General features: G+C 74.1%; 17 protein-coding genes. 9 read left to right on the top strand and 8 right to left on the bottom strand.

Translation table 11 applies throughout. The annotated features are described in order from the left end of the window. Nucleotides 1–374: 374 nt before the first annotated feature. The gene (tyrS, locus tag EFE23_RS05815) at nt 375–1,658 is read right to left on the bottom strand and encodes a tyrosine--tRNA ligase (RefSeq protein ID WP_123239854.1); all 1,284 of its coding nucleotides are present in this window, start codon (nt 1,656–1,658) and stop codon (nt 375–377) included. Between the two features lie 107 nt (nt 1,659–1,765). Between tyrS and EFE23_RS05810 the strand changes: the two genes are divergently transcribed. From EFE23_RS05810 to EFE23_RS05795, 4 genes are all read left to right on the top strand, one after another. Continuing rightward, nucleotides 1,766–2,149 (top strand): PaaI family thioesterase, encoded by a 384-nt coding sequence (locus EFE23_RS05810; protein ID WP_199736940.1) that lies wholly within the window; start codon nt 1,766–1,768, stop codon nt 2,147–2,149. A gap of 96 nt (nt 2,150–2,245) precedes the next feature. After that, complete coding sequence (locus EFE23_RS05805) at nt 2,246–3,472, top strand: NRAMP family divalent metal transporter (RefSeq protein ID WP_123239840.1); 1,227 nt, start codon at nt 2,246–2,248, stop codon at nt 3,470–3,472. Further along, a complete protein-coding gene (locus EFE23_RS05800) occupies nt 3,469–3,849 on the top strand; it encodes a hypothetical protein (protein ID WP_123239839.1) in 381 nt (126 codons plus the stop codon). Before EFE23_RS05805 ends, EFE23_RS05800 begins: the two co-directional genes overlap by 4 nt. Next, nucleotides 3,836–4,153 (top strand): PRC-barrel domain containing protein, encoded by a 318-nt coding sequence (locus EFE23_RS05795; RefSeq protein ID WP_123239838.1) that lies wholly within the window; start codon nt 3,836–3,838, stop codon nt 4,151–4,153. Before EFE23_RS05800 ends, EFE23_RS05795 begins: the two co-directional genes overlap by 14 nt. 9 nt (nt 4,154–4,162) lie before the next feature. Here EFE23_RS05795 and EFE23_RS05790 read toward each other — a convergent pair whose 3' ends face one another. From EFE23_RS05790 to EFE23_RS05780, 3 genes are all read right to left on the bottom strand, one after another. Further along, complete coding sequence (locus EFE23_RS05790) at nt 4,163–5,509, bottom strand: hemolysin family protein (protein WP_123239837.1); 1,347 nt, start codon at nt 5,507–5,509, stop codon at nt 4,163–4,165. A gap of 195 nt (nt 5,510–5,704) precedes the next feature. Beyond that, on the bottom strand, nt 5,705–6,331 hold the full coding sequence (locus tag EFE23_RS05785) for a YgjV family protein (RefSeq protein ID WP_233600886.1): 627 nt from the start codon (nt 6,329–6,331) through the stop codon (nt 5,705–5,707). A gap of 10 nt (nt 6,332–6,341) precedes the next feature. Further along, complete coding sequence (locus tag EFE23_RS05780; RefSeq protein WP_123239852.1) at nt 6,342–6,845, bottom strand: GNAT family N-acetyltransferase; 504 nt, start codon at nt 6,843–6,845, stop codon at nt 6,342–6,344. A gap of 132 nt (nt 6,846–6,977) precedes the next feature. On the opposite strand from EFE23_RS05780, the gene ppdK reads away from it, so the two are divergent. From ppdK to EFE23_RS05765, 3 genes are all read left to right on the top strand, one after another. Continuing rightward, nucleotides 6,978–9,638, top strand: a complete 2,661-nt coding sequence (gene ppdK, locus EFE23_RS05775; RefSeq protein WP_123239836.1) for a pyruvate, phosphate dikinase — start codon at nt 6,978–6,980, stop codon at nt 9,636–9,638. 12 nt (nt 9,639–9,650) lie between these two features. After that, nucleotides 9,651–10,103 (top strand): hypothetical protein, encoded by a 453-nt coding sequence (locus EFE23_RS05770; protein ID WP_123239835.1) that lies wholly within the window; start codon nt 9,651–9,653, stop codon nt 10,101–10,103. 370 nt (nt 10,104–10,473) lie between these two features. Continuing rightward, on the top strand, nt 10,474–10,803 hold the full coding sequence (locus EFE23_RS05765) for a hypothetical protein (RefSeq protein WP_199736938.1): 330 nt from the start codon (nt 10,474–10,476) through the stop codon (nt 10,801–10,803). Nucleotides 10,804–10,835: 32 nt separating this feature from the next. On the opposite strand, the gene EFE23_RS05760 is transcribed toward EFE23_RS05765, so the two are convergent. Further along, entirely contained in the window at nt 10,836–11,306 is a 471-nt protein-coding gene (locus tag EFE23_RS05760; protein WP_123239834.1) for a cyclic nucleotide-binding domain-containing protein, read from the bottom strand. Nucleotides 11,307–11,364: 58 nt separating this feature from the next. Beyond that, entirely contained in the window at nt 11,365–11,781 is a 417-nt protein-coding gene (locus tag EFE23_RS05755) for an Hsp20/alpha crystallin family protein (RefSeq protein ID WP_158675836.1), read from the bottom strand. Between the two features lie 149 nt (nt 11,782–11,930). Between EFE23_RS05755 and EFE23_RS05750 the strand changes: the two genes are divergently transcribed. Together EFE23_RS05750 and EFE23_RS05745 are read left to right on the top strand one after the other, a co-directional pair. Further along, nucleotides 11,931–12,839, top strand: coding sequence for a universal stress protein (locus EFE23_RS05750; RefSeq protein ID WP_123239832.1), 909 nt, complete (start codon nt 11,931–11,933; stop codon nt 12,837–12,839). Between the two features lie 249 nt (nt 12,840–13,088). Further along, complete coding sequence (locus tag EFE23_RS05745) at nt 13,089–13,970, top strand: universal stress protein (RefSeq protein WP_123239831.1); 882 nt, start codon at nt 13,089–13,091, stop codon at nt 13,968–13,970. Between the two features lie 12 nt (nt 13,971–13,982). Here EFE23_RS05745 and EFE23_RS05740 read toward each other — a convergent pair whose 3' ends face one another. Both EFE23_RS05740 and EFE23_RS05735 read right to left on the bottom strand, forming a co-directional pair. Further along, complete coding sequence (locus EFE23_RS05740; protein ID WP_123239830.1) at nt 13,983–14,609, bottom strand: FMN reductase; 627 nt, start codon at nt 14,607–14,609, stop codon at nt 13,983–13,985. Next, complete coding sequence (locus EFE23_RS05735; protein ID WP_123239829.1) at nt 14,606–15,745, bottom strand: LLM class flavin-dependent oxidoreductase; 1,140 nt, start codon at nt 15,743–15,745, stop codon at nt 14,606–14,608. The genes EFE23_RS05740 and EFE23_RS05735 overlap by 4 nt, the downstream gene beginning before the upstream one ends. Nucleotides 15,746–15,789: the final 44 nt, after the last annotated feature.

Here is a 15,789-nt window from a genome sequence, read left to right as displayed (position 1 = left end):
CACGCTACCCGGTGGTTTCTGCCGTGTCAAACCGGTGTTTCGCGGTTTGTCGTGCTTCCACCCTTTTTCCGGGCACCCCGATTCGACCGACTTCCGTCGGACGTTCCGAGGATTTCAGCAGGACGGCCGCTGCGGTTTCCCGCTCGCTCGTCCGTTTCCCTGCCGGCCGATAACCTTACCCGGTTGGTTCCGCCTCGCCAAATCCGCCTCTCGGCGGATCCGGGGCACCACCCGGCTCTCCGGTCCTGCGCTCCGGCCTCCCAGGTCTTTCGCCTGTTTCGTCCGTTCCGCGCTGGCAGAGAAAAAGTTACGCGCCCAGCGGTTTGATCGTCAAATCCGCTGGGCGCGTCCCGCGTCACACTGTCGACGTACGGCTATTTGCGCAGCTCAACGCCGGCAAAGGAACGCTTGCCGCGGCGCAGCACCAGGTACCGGCCGTGCAGCAGGTCCGCCGGCGACACGGCGGCGTCCACCTCGGAGATCCGGGTGTTGTTCACGTAGGCGCCGCCCTCGGCGATCACCCGTCGGGCCTCCTTCATGCTCGGCACCAGGCCCGACTCCTTCAGCAGGCCGGCGACGTCCGGCAGCTCGTCGAGGTGGACCAGACCGGCCTCGGTCAGTGCCGCGCGCAGCGTCTCCGGCGACAGCTCGTCGAGCGCGCCGCGGCCGAAGAGCGCCTGGCTCGCCGCGACCGCCTGCGCCATCTCCCGCTCGCCGTGCACCAGCGTGGTCAGTTCCTCGGCGAGGGCGCGTTGGGCCAGCCGCGCCTGCGGACGCTCGGCGGTGGCCTTCTCCAACTCCTCCAGCTCCTGCCGGGAGCGGAAGCTGAAGTACCGCAGGTAGCGGGTGACGTCCCGGTCGTCGGCGTTGAGCCAGAACTGGTAGAAGGCGTACGGGCTGGTCATCTCCGGGTCGAGCCAGACCGCGCCGGTCTCGCTCTTGCCGAACTTGGTGCCGTCCGACTTGGTCACCAGGGGCGTGGTGAACGCCTCCACCGGACCGGCGCCGCGCCGGCGGATGTAGTCCACCCCGGCGGTGATGTTGCCCCACTGGTCGGAGCCGCCGTACTGGAGCTGGCAGCCGTGCCGGCGGTGCAGCTCGAAGAAGTCGTTGGCCTGGAGCAGCTGGTAGCTGAACTCGGTGTAGCTGATACCGGTCTCCAGCCGGGCCTTCACCACTTCCCGGGCCAGCATCTTGTTCACCGGGAAGTGCTTGCCGACGTCCCGGAGGAACTCCACCACCGACATCTCGCCGGTCCAGTCCAGGTTGTTGACCAGCTGGGCGGCGTTTTCCCCCTCGTACGAGACGAACGGGGCGAGCTGGTCGTGGATCCGCCGGACCCAGCCCTCGATCACCTCGGGCGGGTTCAAGGTGCGCTCGGCGCTCTCCTTGGGATCGCCGATCTGACCGGTGGCCCCGCCGACCAGCAGCAGCGGCCGGTGCCCGGCGAGCTGGAGCCGCCGCGCCATCACGACCTGCATCAGGTTGCCGACGTGCAGGCTGGGCGCGGTCGGGTCGAAGCCCACATAGAAGGTGGCGCTCCCGCCGTCGAGCAGCGCGCGCAGCTCGTCGAGGCCGGTCGAGTCCTGGATCAGGCCCCGCCACAGCAGGTCGTCGGTCAGGGAGTCCCGCCCCTGCGGGAGGTTGCTGTCGGTCACGGTCACCGATTCTCCCCCATCGCCGGCCCCGGCCCGTACCGGGTTTGCCGACGCGGGCGGCGGCTAGGCTGGCGGCGCCGTCGAGCGCGAGGAGAACCGCCGTGGAGATGCCGGACCTGACCGGGGGCTTCGTCGCCCTGCTGGGGCTGAAGTTCGACGAGGTCAGTGGAGACCGGGTGGTGATCCGCTGGCAGGTCCGCCCGGAGCTGCACCAGCCGTACGGGATCCAGCACGGCGGGGTCTACTGCGCGGTGGTGGAGACGGCGGCCAGCATCGGCGGCGCGCTCTGGCTGGGCGACCAGGGCAAGGTGGTCGGGGTGTCGAACCAGACCGACTTCCTGCGCGCGGTCCGGGACGGCGAGCTGACCGCGGTGGGCACTCCTGTGCACCGGGGGCGCAGCCAGCAGCTCTGGCTGGTGGAGATCACCGACGAGGGCGGCCGGCTGGTGTCGCGCGGCCAGGTGCGGCTACAGAACCTCACCGGCGGCTGATCCGGTCCGGGAACCGCAGCCTGGTCGATTCGCCCGAAAAGAGGTCCGCCGCGCGGATATCGTCGCGTCGATGAGACCACCCACCCCCGATCCGACGTGAGGAAGCTCCTCGCCGTCACCCTGGGCGTCCTGTCCGCCATCGGCGGCTTCGTCGACATCGGCGACCTGGTGGCGGCGAGCCAGGCCGGCGCCCGCTTCGGGATGGCCCATGCCTGGGTGCTGCTCGTCGGCGTCGTTGGCATCTGCGCGTACGCCGAGATGTCCGGACGGATCGCGGCGGTGAGCGGCCGGGCGGTGTTCGACCTGGTCCGGGAGCGGCTCGGGCCGCGGGTGGCGCTGCTCAACCTGGTCGCGTCCTGGCTGGTCACGGTGATCACCCTCGCCGCCGAGCTGGGCGGGGTGGCCCTGGCGCTGCAGCTGGCCACCGGGCTGAGCTACCTGCTCTGGGTGCCGGTGGCCGCGGCGGCGGTCTGGCTGGTGCTCTGGCGGCTGCGCTTCGAGCTGATGGAGCGGATCTTCGGGCTGGCCGGGCTGGCGCTGCTGGTCTTCGCCGTCGCGCTGTTCGCGCTGCCGACCGACTGGGCGCGGCTCGGCCACGGCGCGCTGCACGTCGGCTCCGCCGGTCAGGGCTGGTCGGTGTACTGGTTCGTGGCGGTGGCGCTGTTCGCCTCCACGGTCAGCCCGTACGAGGTGTTCTTCTTCTCCTCCGGCGGGGTGGAGGAGAACTGGAGCACCCGGGACCTGGCCCACGCGCGGTCGAACGTGCTGATCGGCTTCCCGGTGGGCGGGTTCCTGGCCCTGTCGCTGATCGCCGTCGCGGCGGTGGCGTACCACCCGTCCGGAACGTCGCTGGACACCCTCGACCAGGTGGCCCGGCCGGTGGCGACCGCGCTGGGCGGGGCCGGGCTGGCGGCCGTGGTGCTGGCGTTCTTCGCGGTGACCTTCGGCGCCGCGCTGGAGACCGGCCTGTCCGCGGCGTACGCGGCGGCGCAGTACTTCGGCTGGCAGTGGGGCAAGCGGGTCAGCCCCCGGGAGGCGGCCCGGTTCCACAGCGTGCTCCTGGTCAGCGTGCTGCTCGGGGTGCTGATGCTGATGACGACCGTGGACCCGGTGCGGCTCACCGAGTACATGCTGGTGCTCAGCGCGGTGGTGCTGCCGCTGACCTACCTGCCGATCCTGGTGGTGGCGAACGACCGCGGCTACCTGGGCGACCGGGTCAACGGGCGGTGGACCAACCTGCTCGGTGCGCTGTTCCTGCTGCTGATCGTCGCCGCGTCGGTGGCGGCGATCCCGTTGGCGATCATCACGAGGATGGGGCGGTGAGACTTCAGCTGGCCAAGCAACTGCTCGACCGGCAGATCGTCGACGCGGACGGCCGGCTGGTCGGCCGGGTCGACGACATCGCGTTCGCCGTCGACGCGGACGGCCACCCGTACGTGGACTGCCTGCTCACCGGGCAGGGGGCGCTCGGGCAGCGGATCGACGGCTGGATCGGCCGGCTGCTGGTGGCGGTCGCCGACCGGTTCACCGACGACCCGCCGGTGCCGCCGCTGCGCGTCCCGCTGGCCCAGGTCGCCCGCCTGGACAGCGCGGTACGGCTGCGCTGCCCGGCCAGCGAGCTGCCGCCCTCGCCGGTGGAGTCGTGGCTGCGCCGGCACCTGGTCGACCGGATCCCGGGATCGCACCGTGCGAGCGGGTGAGCTGCTCGGCCGGACCGCGTACGACCTGCACGGGCGGCGGCTGGGGCGGGTGGTCGACGTGGTGGTCCGGGGCGGCTGGCCGCCCGACCGGCTGCGGATCACCGACATCATCGTGGCCGGCCACTGGTGGACCCGGGTGACCTCGCGGCTGATCGGGCCCGAGCTGCACCCGTCGGGGCCGTGGCTGCTCCGGGCGGCCGCCCGGGTACTGGGCCGCAGCACCCACCAGTACCCGGTCGACGCGGTGCTGCTCCTGCCGCCGGTGCCCGGCTTCCCGTTCGGCTCGTCGAGCGAGGCGGGTTGACCCGCCGGCTCAGCTCCGGGCCTCGTCGAGGGCCGGGGCGTCGGCCACGTCCTCGGTGTCGTCGGCCCCGTCGGGTCGGTGCCGGCGAGCCCGACGGCGGATCCGCACCTCGGTGATGGCGTGGTGCTCGACCCCGCCGACCGCGAGGTCCCAGCCGTCCACCCGGACGCTCTCCCCCGCCACCGTGGGGATGTGCCCGAGGCAGATCAGCACCAGCCCGGCGATGGTGGTGTAGTCGCCAGGCGGCCGGTTGGGCAGCTCGACGCCGAGGTCGGTGAGGTCGTGCACGGGGAAGGTGCCGGGCAGGACCAGGGTGCCGTCCTCCTCGGTGCGGACCGAGCTGAGGTCCCGGTCGGTCTCGTCGTAGATCTCGCCGACGATCTCCTCCAGGATGTCCTCGAGGGTGACGATGCCGTCCACCGCGCCCCGTTCGTCCACCACCAGGGCGATGTGCTGGCGCTCCGCCTTGAACTGGCGCAGCGCGTCGACCACCGGCAGCGAGTCGGGCAGCAGCATCGGCGGGCGGGTGATCTCGTCGACCGGCCGGTCGTCGGGGACGCCGACCAGGTCGCGCAGGTGGATCACGCCGACCGCGTCGTCCAGGCCGCCGTGCCGGACCACCGGCGCCCGGGAGTGGCCGGTCGCGGCGAGGACCAGCCGGGCGGCCTCCGCGGTCGTGCCGCTGTCCAGGGTGAAGACCTGCAACCGGGGTACGAGCACCGCGCGCAGCTGCCGGTCGGCGATCTCCACGGCGCCGGCGATGATGGTCCGTTGCTCCTTGGTGAAGCCGTGGTTGCCGGCCACGATGTCGCGCAGCTCGTCCAGGCCGATCTCGTCCGGCTGGTGCTGCGGGTTCAGCCCGAAGAGGCGGACCACCAGGTCGCTGGTGGCGCCCAGCGCCCAGACGGCCGGCCGGGTGAAGGCGGCCAGCAGGTCGAGCGGGCGGGCCACGACCAGCGCCCACCGCTCGGCGGACTGCATGGCGATCCGTTTCGGCGCCAGCTCGCCGAAGACCAGGGTGACGAAGGTCAGGGCCAGCGTGACCGCGACGATGGCGACCGTCTCGGCGGCGTCACCCAGCACCCCGAGCAACGGGACGAGCGGCTTGGCCAGGGAGACCGCCGCCGCGGCGGAGGCCAGGAAGCCGGCCAGGGTGATACCGATCTGGATGGTGGCCAGGAAGCGGTTCGGGTCCTTGGCCAGCCGGGCCAGGGTCCGGCCGGCGCGGCTGCCGCGTTCCAGCCGCTGGAGCTGGCTGTCCCGCAGCGAGACCAGCGCCATCTCGCTGCCGGCGAAGGCCGCGTTGACGATCACCAGAACCCCGACCAGGGCCAGTTGGCTCCAGTAGCTCTGCACGCGGTTCTCTCCCTCGACCCGACCCGTCCGGCCGCGGTGGCCGACCGGTCGCCGCCCGGGGCACCGGCCGGCTTAGGGCCCCTCTGTGCCCCGCCGGCCGGCGGCTGAATCCTCCGACGCGCCCGGAGGCGGTTGTTAAAAAGGGGCCCCTGCTATGCACGAGGCGTTAAGAAGGGGCCCTTCCTTGCAGCCCGGTCAGCTGGGCGGCGCGGGCAGGTCGAGGACGTAGGCGTCACCCTCCGGGCGGAAGCCGAGCCGGTGGTAGTACGGGGCGACCATGCCCGGCGGGCTCACCACCCGGCGGAAACCCCGGTCGGTGAAGAGCCGGCTGCGCCGGTAGACGAACTCCCCGGGAGTGAAGTCGCGGAACGGCGGGGTGACGTAGTCCAGGTCGATCTGGGCGATCCCGCCGGCTTCGGCGTGCGACACCACGACGCCGACCACCTCGTCGGCCCGGACCACCAGGAAGGCCGAGCGGTCCCCCGCCGGGTCCCAGCGGAAGTCCGGGTTGAACCGGGCGATGTCGGCCGCGTGCACCCGCAGCGTGTGGGCCAGGAAGGCGTCGCCGGTGCCCACCTCGACCACCTGGTAGGTCTGCTCGTCGTGCCGGGTGCCCAGCAGCTTCCGCAGGTACCAGACGTTGATCACGGCGAGCACCACGTTCAGCCCGACCATCGGCCAGACCTGCACGGCGGCGTTGTAGCCGATCAGGATCAGGCAGCCGACCAGGTTGAGGGCGCGCAGCCGGAGGATGCGCGTCTGCAGCAGGGACCAGACCAGCAGCGCGGAGCCGGCCCAGCCGACGAGTTCCAGCCAGTTCACCCGGGGGAGACTAGTGGTCGCGCTGGTCAGCACCACCGGCGGGCAGCTCCAGCACGTACTCCTCGACCTCCTCGCCCCGGCCGGCGGCGTACCCGGCGTCCTCGCCGATCACGACGAAGCCGCACTTGCGGAGCACGGCGAGGGACGCGGCGTTGTCCTTCGCGGCGCGGGCGTGCACCGGCCGCTGCGGCAGCTCCCGCAGCAGCGCGGCGAGCGCGGCGGTGGCGTGTCCCCGGCCCCACCGGGCCGGGTCGATCCAGTAGCTGACCTCGGTGCGCTCCCCCACCGGGAAGGCAGCCACGTGCCCGACCACCTCGCCGTCGACCATGATCGTGCGGTTGACGATGCGCTCGTCGGCGCGGATCCGGGCCCAGTGCGCGTCGAAGGCGGCGCGGTCGGACGGGTCCTTCGGGCCGAACGCCGCCATCCAGTTGGCCTGCGGGTCCTGCTCGAAGGCGAAGAACACGGGCAGGTCGTCGTCACGTACCGGGCGGAGCCGCACCTCACTGGTCATCGCCGGAGGATACGCGGACCCGCCGACAGGTTCGGGACCTCTGGCCCGGTGCCGGTCCCGTCCGGCCCTGCCGGGCCCGCCGGCCGCCGCGCTACCAAGAAGGAGGAACGACGCAGCCGAGGAGGCCGGACCATGGGCAAGTACGTCTACGACTTCATCGAGGGCGACCGGAGCCGGGCCGACCTGCTCGGCGGCAAGGGCGCCAACCTGGCCGAGATGACCCGGCTCGGACTGCCCGTCCCGCCGGGGTTCACCGTCAGCACCGACGCCTGCCGGGCGTTCCTGGCCACCGGGTCGCCGCCGGCCGGGCTGTTCGAGGAGGTCAACGCGCACCTGCGGGAGATCGAGGCTCGGCTGGACCGGCGGCTCGGCGATCCCCGCGACCCGCTGCTGCTGGCCGTCCGCTCGGGCGGGCGCTACTCGATGCCCGGGATGATGGAGACCATCCTCGACATCGGGCTCAACGACGTCACGGTGGGCGGGCTGGCCGCGCGCAGCGGTGACGAGCGGTTCGCCTGGGACTCGTACCGGCGGCTGATCCAGATGTTCGGCCGCACCGTGCACGGCGTGCCGGCCGAGGAGTTCGAGCACGAGCTGGCGGCGGTACGGGCCACCGCCGGGCCGGGCGGGCCGAGTGCCGGGCAGCTGCGCGACCTGGTCGACACGTACAAGAAGATCTTCGTCCGACACGTCGGGCACGACTTCCCGCAGGCCCCGCACGAGCAGCTCTTCCTGGCCGTCCGCGCGGTGTTCGAGTCGTGGAACTCGGAGCGGGCGCGGATCTACCGGCGGCAGGAGCGCATCCCGGACGACCTGGGCACCGCGGTCAACGTGATGGCGATGGTCTTCGGGAACCTGGGGCCGGACTCCGGCACCGGGGTGGCGTTCACCCGCGACCCGGCCACCGGCGCTCCCGGCGTGTACGGCGACTACCTGACCGACGCGCAGGGCGAGGACGTGGTCGCCGGCATCCGCAACACCCTCCCCCTGCCGGAGCTGGCCCGGCTCGACCCGGTGAGCTTCCGCCGGTTGCGGGAGATCATGGCGACGCTGGAACGCCACTACCGGGACCTGTGCGACATCGAGTTCACCATCGAGCGCGGCCGGCTGTGGATGCTGCAGACCCGGGTCGGCAAGCGCACCGCGGCGGCCGCGTTCGTGATCGCCGCGCAGCTGGTCGACGAGGGGCTGATCACCGCGGACGAGGCGCTCACCCGGGTGACCGGGGCGCAGCTGGCCCAGTTGATGTTCCCCGCGTTCGACCTCGCCGGGGCGCCCGAGCCGCTGACCGTCGGGGTGGGCGCCTCGCCGGGCGCCGCAGTCGGGCGGGTGGTGTTCGACTCGGCCGCCGCCGCGGCCGCCACCGACCCGGTGATCCTGGTCCGCCGCGAGACCAACCCGGACGACCTGCCCGGCATGATCGCCGCGGCCGGGGTGCTCACCTCGCGCGGCGGGAAGACGTCGCACGCCGCGGTGGTCGCCCGGGGCATGGGGCGGACCTGCGTGTGCGGGGCGGAGTCGCTCGACATCGACGCCGAGCGCGGCGAGTTCGTCGTGGGCGACCGGGTGGTCCGGGCCGGCGACGTGCTCTCGATCGACGGCACCACCGGCCGGGTCTGGCTCGGCGCGGTGCCGGTGCAGCCCTCCCCGGTGGCCCGCTACCTCGCCGGGGAGCTGAGCCCGGAGGCGGACGGGCTGGTCGCCGCGGTGCACCGGCTGCTCGGCCACGCCGACGCGGTTCGCCGGCTGGGCGTCCGGGCCAACGCGGACACCCCGGAGGACGCCCGTCGGGCGCGCCGCCTCGGCGCCGGTGGCGTCGGGCTGTGCCGCACCGAGCACATGTTCCTCGGCGAGCGCCGCGAGCTGGTGGAGCGGTTGATCCTGGCCGACGGCCCGGCGGAGCGGGAGGCCGCCCTGGCCGCGCTGCTGCCGTTGCAGCGGGCCGACTTCGTCGGCATCCTGGCCGCGATGGACGGGCTGCCGGCGACGATCCGGCTGCTCGACCCGCCGCTGCACGAGTTCCTGCCCCCGCTGGCCGAGCTGACCGCGCGGGTGGCCCGCGCCGAGGCGCGCGGCGAGGATCCCGGCCGGGACGCCACGCTGCTGGCCGCGGTGCGCCGGATGCACGAGGCCAACCCGATGCTGGGGCTGCGCGGCGTACGGCTCGGGCTGGTCGTGCCGGGGCTGTTCGCCATGCAGGTCCGGGCGGTGGCCGAGGCGGCCGCCCAGCGGATCCGGGCCGGCGGCGACCCGCGCCCGGAGATCATGGTGCCGCTCGTCGGCGACGTCCGGGAGCTCGCCGCGGTGCGGGTCGAGGTCGAGCGGGTGCTCGCCGAGGTCGACGGCGCGCCGGAGATCCCCATCGGCACGATGATCGAGGTGCCCCGGGCGGCGCTGACCGCTGGGGAGATCGCCGCCGAGGCGCACTTCTTCTCCTTCGGCACCAACGACCTGACCCAGACGACCTGGGCGTTCTCCCGCGACGACGTGGAGGGCTCGTTCTTCGGCGCGTACCTAGAGCGGGGCATCTTCCCGGTGTCGCCGTTCGAGAGCATCGACGCGAAGGGCGTCGGGCGGCTGATCCGGCTGGCCGTCGCCGAGGGCCGGGCGGCCCGTCCCGAGCTGACCGTCGGGGTCTGCGGGGAGCACGGCGGCGACCCCGACTCGGTGGAGTTCTTCGCCGAGGCCGGGCTCGACTACGTGTCCTGCTCGCCGTACCGGGTGCCGATCGCCCGGCTGGCCGCCGGCCGGGCCGCCGTCGCCGCCACCACCGGCACGTCCGATTCCCGTTAGGAGGGCAGCGCGATGACCGCGATCTTCAACCCGACCGGGCTCGCCCCGGTGGCGCCGGTCCCCCGGCAGCCGGCGCCGGCCGCGCCGCCGGCCCCGGCACCGCCGCCCGGGCCGGTCGGCCCGGTGCTGGAGCTGCCCGGCACGCCGGCCGCCGCGCTCGTGCCGGTGACCCACGAGGGCCGGCCGATCGGTGCGTTCGTCCTGGACCGGGGGCGGGTGCGGTACCGGCGGGTGGTCGACCCGGACCAGTTCGTCGCGGCCGCCGCCGGGGCGTTCGCCGTCGCCGCCCTCACCGCCGCCGTCGCGGTGGTGGCCCGCCGCCGGCCGCCGGCCATCAACACCGTACGCATGGGACCGGGCGGCTGGGTGAGCCTGCGCGGCGCGCCGGCGCCCGCGCTGACCCCGGACCGGCGGCCGTGGTGGGCCCGGCTGCTGCGGGCCCGCCGGCTGGTGGTCGAGCGCTGACCCGCGCCGGGGTACGCCCCGCGGCGTACCCCGGCCCGGCCCGCCGGTCGGGGCGGCAGGCTGCCGGCCGGCGCGATCGACTCGGGGTGCGGCCGGACCGGTGCCAACCCGCACGCCGAGACCACCGGATGACGCAACCGGGGCGCCCCTCGCCGACCAGCCGGCGTGATCGACTCCGGCTGCGGCAGGGCGGGGTCACCCGGCACGCCGAGAGCACGGGATGCGGCAAGCCGAGGGGCGGTCCTCGACCGGTCGAATCGGTGCCTCGGCGGCCGGGCGGCCGGGTCGTCGCCGAGCGGGATCACCCGGGCGGGGGACGAACCGCACGGCGCATCCCGAAAGAGCCGCAAGGGCCCCGAGAATCGGGGACATGGCCAGCTCCCGGCGTTGTGCCCACCACCGCTACGGCCCCGCCGGCCACGTCCGCGCCCTGGCCGCTGCCCGGTTCCGGGCCGGCGGAGCACGGGTGGTGGGTCCCACGGCGGCCGGGCCACGGGCGCTCGGCCCCACGGCCGCCGCGCCGCTGGCGCTGGGGGCGGCCGCGCTCGGCGCGGTGGCGGTGGGCGCGCTGGCGATCGGCCGCCTGGCCATCCGCCGGGCGGTCATCCGGGAGCTGCGCATCGGCCGGCTGGAGGTGGCGGAGCTGGTGGTCCGGCGGCACGTCGACCCCGGCACGGACCGGCCCCCCGGGGCGCGCTGACGGGCGGCCAGCGCCGGCTGCGGTACGGCGGCTCAGCTCGCCGCGGACGCCGGATAGCCGTACAGGTCGAGCAGGCGTACCCGGGAGGCCTGGAGCCGGTCCACCACCACGGACATGAAGCGGGTGGTGAGCTGGCGGCCCAGCGCGTCGTCGGACTCCATCAGCCGGCGTACCCCGGCGGCGCTGAACTCGACGGCGGTGCTGCGCTGCACGGCGACCGCGCCGAACTGCCAGCGGTACGGCGGGAAGAGCCAGGACCAGCCGAGCACGCCGCCCGGACCGATGCTCTCGATCCCCACGTCGCCGCGGCCGGGCACCGGGAAGTCCAGCGCCACCTCACCGCCGCGGACCAGCCAGAACCGCTCGGCGGACTGGCCGGCGCGGAACAGCCGGTGCCCGGGGTGCCAGACCACCGGGCGGGCGTAGCCGGTCAGCCGGGGCAGCCACTCCTGTGGCAGCCCGGCGAGGAAGGGGTGTTCGCGGAGCATCTCCAGCGGGGTCATCACGCCTCCACGATCGGGTGAGGGACCCGGCAGCGGGCCGGGTCCCTCGTGGGCGGGGTCACTTCTCGGCACCGTGCTCCACGGTGATCGGGATCTCCCGCGCGGTCGGCTCGGTCGTGCCGACGGTCGCGGTGATCTCGAGGATGCCGTTCGCGTACCGGGCCGCGATCGTCTCCTCCTTGACGCCGGCGGGCAGCGGGATGAGCCGGGAGAAGGACCCGTAGTGGAACTCGGAGTGGACCTTGTCCGTGTGGCTCTCCCGGCGGACCACGTCCAGCCGCAGGGTCTCGCCGGTACGCGTGATCCGCACGTCCTTCGCCGGGTCGATGCCCGGCAGTTCGGCGCGGACGACGTACCGGTCGCCGTCGAGGTAGTCCTCGACCCTGATCGTCGGCGCCAGCATCGGCAGCCAGGACAGGTTCGTCCAGTCGAACGGCGCCAGCGCGCCGCCCCGGAACTTGGTGACAGTGGACATCTTCGACCTCCTTGTCGATCGTCCCGACTCCATCCCACTCCCGTACGACCCGGACCGTCAGGGCCGATGGTCCCGGGGTACGCGGGCACAGGGCCTCTGCCGGCCGGCGCACGGCGGGCGGACCCTGGAGGTGGACGAAGGAGGACGTGATGACCGACAGAGCTGGTGCACCGGTTGTCGTGGGTGTGGACGGATCCGCCTCGGCGCTGGCCGCGGTGCGGATGGCCGCCCGGGAGGCGGCGGCCCGGCACCGGCCGCTGCGGGTGGTGAACGCGTTCCTCTGGCCGCTGCTCGGCACCCCGCTGGGTCCGGTCGCTGTCGCGCTGCCCGACGAGGAGGTGCGGCAGGAGGCCGGGAAGCTGGTGGCGGAGGCGGTCGACGAGGCGCACAAGGTCGACGCCGAGCTGGAGGTCACCGGCGCGGTGGTCGACGGCGGTCCGGTCGCGGTGCTGCTGCGGGAGAGCCGGGACGCCGCCCTGATCGTGCTGGGCCATCGGGGCCTGGGCGGCTTCGCGGAGCTGCTGGTCGGTTCGGCGGCGGTGCACCTGTCGGCCCGCGCCGACTGCCCGGTGCTGGTGGTGCGGGACGAGCCGCGCGCCGACGGCCCGGTCGTGGTCGGGGTGGACGGCTCCGCACTCTCCGACGAGGCGGTCGGCTTCGCCTTCGCCGAGGCGGCACAGCGCGGCACCGAGCTGGTCGCCGTGCGGGCCTGGCTCTACCCGGCCGCGGTGGGGGCCCGCGAGGCCTACGGCGACATCATGCCGCTGGTGTACGACCCGGAGAAGCTCCGCGCCGACGAGGAGCGAGGGCTCGCCGAGGCGCTCGCCGGCTGGGCCGAGCGCTACCCGGAGGTCCCGGTGCGGCGGAAGCTGGTCGCGGCCAACCCGGCCCGGGCGCTGGTCGAGGAGTCCACCGACGCGCAGCTGACCGTGGTCGGCGCGCACGGCCGGGGCAGCCTCGGCGCGCTGCTGCTCGGCTCGGTCAGCCACGCGGTGCTGCACCACTGCCGCAGCCCGCTGGCCATCGTCCGGCACCACAAGGGTCGGGCCGCCGCCTGACCCGACCCCGGCTCCGCGCCGGCCGCCGCATCACGGCCGGCGCGAAGCCGCGCCTGGCGCGAAGTCGGAGCGGACGTCCGGTGCTCCGCCGAGACGCCGAGACGCCGAGACGCCGAGACGCCGAGACGTTGGGACGCCGGGACGCCGGCGGGCGGGTCGGGCGCGGCCGGCGCGGCTTCGGCGGGCAAATGCGGTCCGGCCGGGCCGTCGCCGTCGACAATGGCCTGAGCCGAACGGAAGGGATCCCCGATGAACCGACCTGTCGTGGTGGGGGTCGACGGATCGTCGTCCAGCCTGACCGCCGCCGAGCACGCCGCCCGGGCCGCCGTCCAGCGGTCCCGGCCGCTGCACCTCGTGCACGGCTATCTGCACCCGCTCGGCTACGGGGTGCCGCTCAACCCGTACGACCTCGGGGTGCCGGCCCCCACCGAGGCGGCGCAGCAGATGCTGGACCAGCTGGCGGCCGAGCTGGCCGAGCGTCATCCCACCCTGGCGGTGCAGGTCCGCCAGGTGGCCGGCGGTCCCGCCGCCACGCTGGTCGAGGAGTCCCGCCGGGCCGACCTGGTGGTGCTGGGCAGCCGGGGCGTGGGCGGCTTCGCCGGGCTGCTGCTCGGCTCGGTCAGTGGGCAGGTCGCCCAGCACGCGCACTGCCCGGTGCTGGTGGTACGCCCCGCCGAACAGCCGATCCCGGTGGACGGGCCGGTGCTGGCCGGGGTGGACGGTTCCGAGTCGGCGGCGCTCGCCGTCCGGCTGGCCGCCGACGAGGCGGTACGCCGGAACACAGAGCTGGTGCTGGTGCACGTCCGGGCGGCCGAACGCGGCGGCGCGGTGCCGGAGGAGGCGGCCGAGTCGGCGGCCGCCGGGCAGGCGGAGTCGGCGGAGCTGCTGGCCCGGGCGGCCGCCCGGATCCGGTCGGACCATCCGGTGCTGACCGTGGTGGAACGGCCGGTCCGGGCCGCCGCGCCGGAGCAGGCGCTGATCGCGGCGAGCGGGGAGGCGGCCCTGGTGGTGGTCGGGTCGCGCGGTCGGGGCGGCTTCGTCGGGCTGCTCCTCGGCTCGGTCAGCCAGGCGCTGGTGCAGCACGCCCACTGCCCCGTGCTGGTGGCCCACCCGTACGAGCCGGCGGACTGACGACCGATCGGGTCAGGCCGGGTCGCGGCCGGCGAGGAGCTCCTCGAAGCTGGTGGTGAGGGCGAACGGGTCGGCCGGTCCGGTCGCCGCGGGACGGCGGTCCACCTGCTCGGCCAGCTCCGCGCCGGCTCGCCGGATGCGGGCCCGCAGCGCCCCCTCGGCGCCGTCGCCCGACCAGTCCTCCGGGGCGGCGAAGACGGCCGTCGGCACGACCACCGCCCGCAGGTACGTGAACATCGGCCGGACCGCGTGCTCCAGGGCCAGCGAGTGCCGGGCGGTGCCGCCGGTCGCCCCGATCAGCACCGGGCGGTCGGCCAGGGTGTCCCGGTCGACCACGTCGAAGAACGACTTGAACAGCCCGTTGTACGAGGCGTTGAAGATCGGGGTGACGGCGATCAGGCCGTCCGCCGCGGCCACGGTGTCCAGCGCCTGCCGCAGGGCGGCCGGCGGGAAGCCGGTGAGCAGGTGGTTCACCACGTCGTGGGCGTGCTCGCGCAGCTCCACCGGGCGGATCTCCACCTCGGCGCCGCGCCGGACCAGCTCGTCGCGGGCAGCCGCGGCGAGCTGGTCGGCGAGCAGCCGCGTTGACGACGGCTGACCGAGGCCGGCCGAGACGACGGCCAGGGTACGGCGGGTCATCGGGCCTCCTCGGGCGCCTTGCCGGTCACGTCGTCGACGGCCCGGACCGTGCTGTCCGTGGCGCCGCCCGCGGCGGCCAGCAGCGAGGCGTGGGTCGGCGCGTCGGGCACGTGCGCCGGGCGCAGCGAGTCGAACTCCTTGCGCAGCACCGGGACGACCTCCTCGCCGAGCAGGTCGAGCTGCTCCAGGACGGTCTTCAGCGGCAGACCCGCGTGGTCGATCAGGAACAGCTGGCGCTGGTAGTCGCCGACGTACTCGCGGAAGCCGAGGGTGCGGTCGATGACCTGCTGCGGGCTGCCGACGGTCAGCGGCGTCTCCCGGGTGAACTCCTCCAGCGACGGGCCGTGGCCGTAGACCGGGGCGTTGTCGAAGTACGGCCGGAACTCGCGGACCGCGTCCTGGGAGTTGCGCCGCATGAACACCTGCCCGCCGAGGCCGACGATGGCCTGGTCGGCGGAGCCGTGGCCGTAGTGTTCGAAGCGCTGCCGGTAGAGGCCGACCATTCGCTGGGTGTGCTCCTTGGGCCAGAAGATGTGGTTGGCGAAGAAGCCGTCGCCGTAGTACGCGGCCTGCTCGGCGATCTCCGGGCTGCGGATCGAGCCGTGCCAGACGAACGGCGGCACGCCGTCGAGCGGGCGCGGCGTCGAGGTGAACGCCTGCAGCGGCGTGCGGAACCGGCCCTTCCAGTCGACCACGTCCTCCCGCCACAGCCGGTGCAGCAGGTCGTAGTTCTCGATCGCCAGGGGGATGCCGTTGCGGATGTCCTGCCCGAACCACGGGTAGACCGGGCCGGTGTTGCCGCGGCCCAGCATCAGGTCCACCCGGCCGTCGGCCAGGTGCTGGAGCATCGCGTAGTCCTCGGCGATTTTCACCGGGTCGTTGGTGGTGATCAGCGTGGTCGCGGTGGAGAGCACCAGCCGCTCGGTACGGGCGGCGATGTGACCGAGCATGGTGGTGGGCGAGGACGGCACGAAGGGCGGGTTGTGGTGCTCACCGGTCGCGAAGACGTCGAGGCCGACCTCCTCGGCCTTGCGCGCGATGGCCACCATGGCCTTGATCCGCTCATGCTCGGACGGCAGCCGCCCGTTGGTCGGGTCGACCGTGACGTCGCCGACGGTGAAGACTCCGAACTGCATGACCAGCTCCTCGCGTGACGTCCGGACCGCTGCGGCCCGGGATC

The organism is Micromonospora solifontis (assembly GCF_003725545.1).
GTDB lineage: Bacteria > Actinomycetota > Actinomycetes > Mycobacteriales > Micromonosporaceae > Micromonospora > Micromonospora solifontis.
The sequence above is the reverse complement of the archived record's forward strand: the minus strand, read 5'-3'. Positions and strand labels throughout refer to the sequence as shown.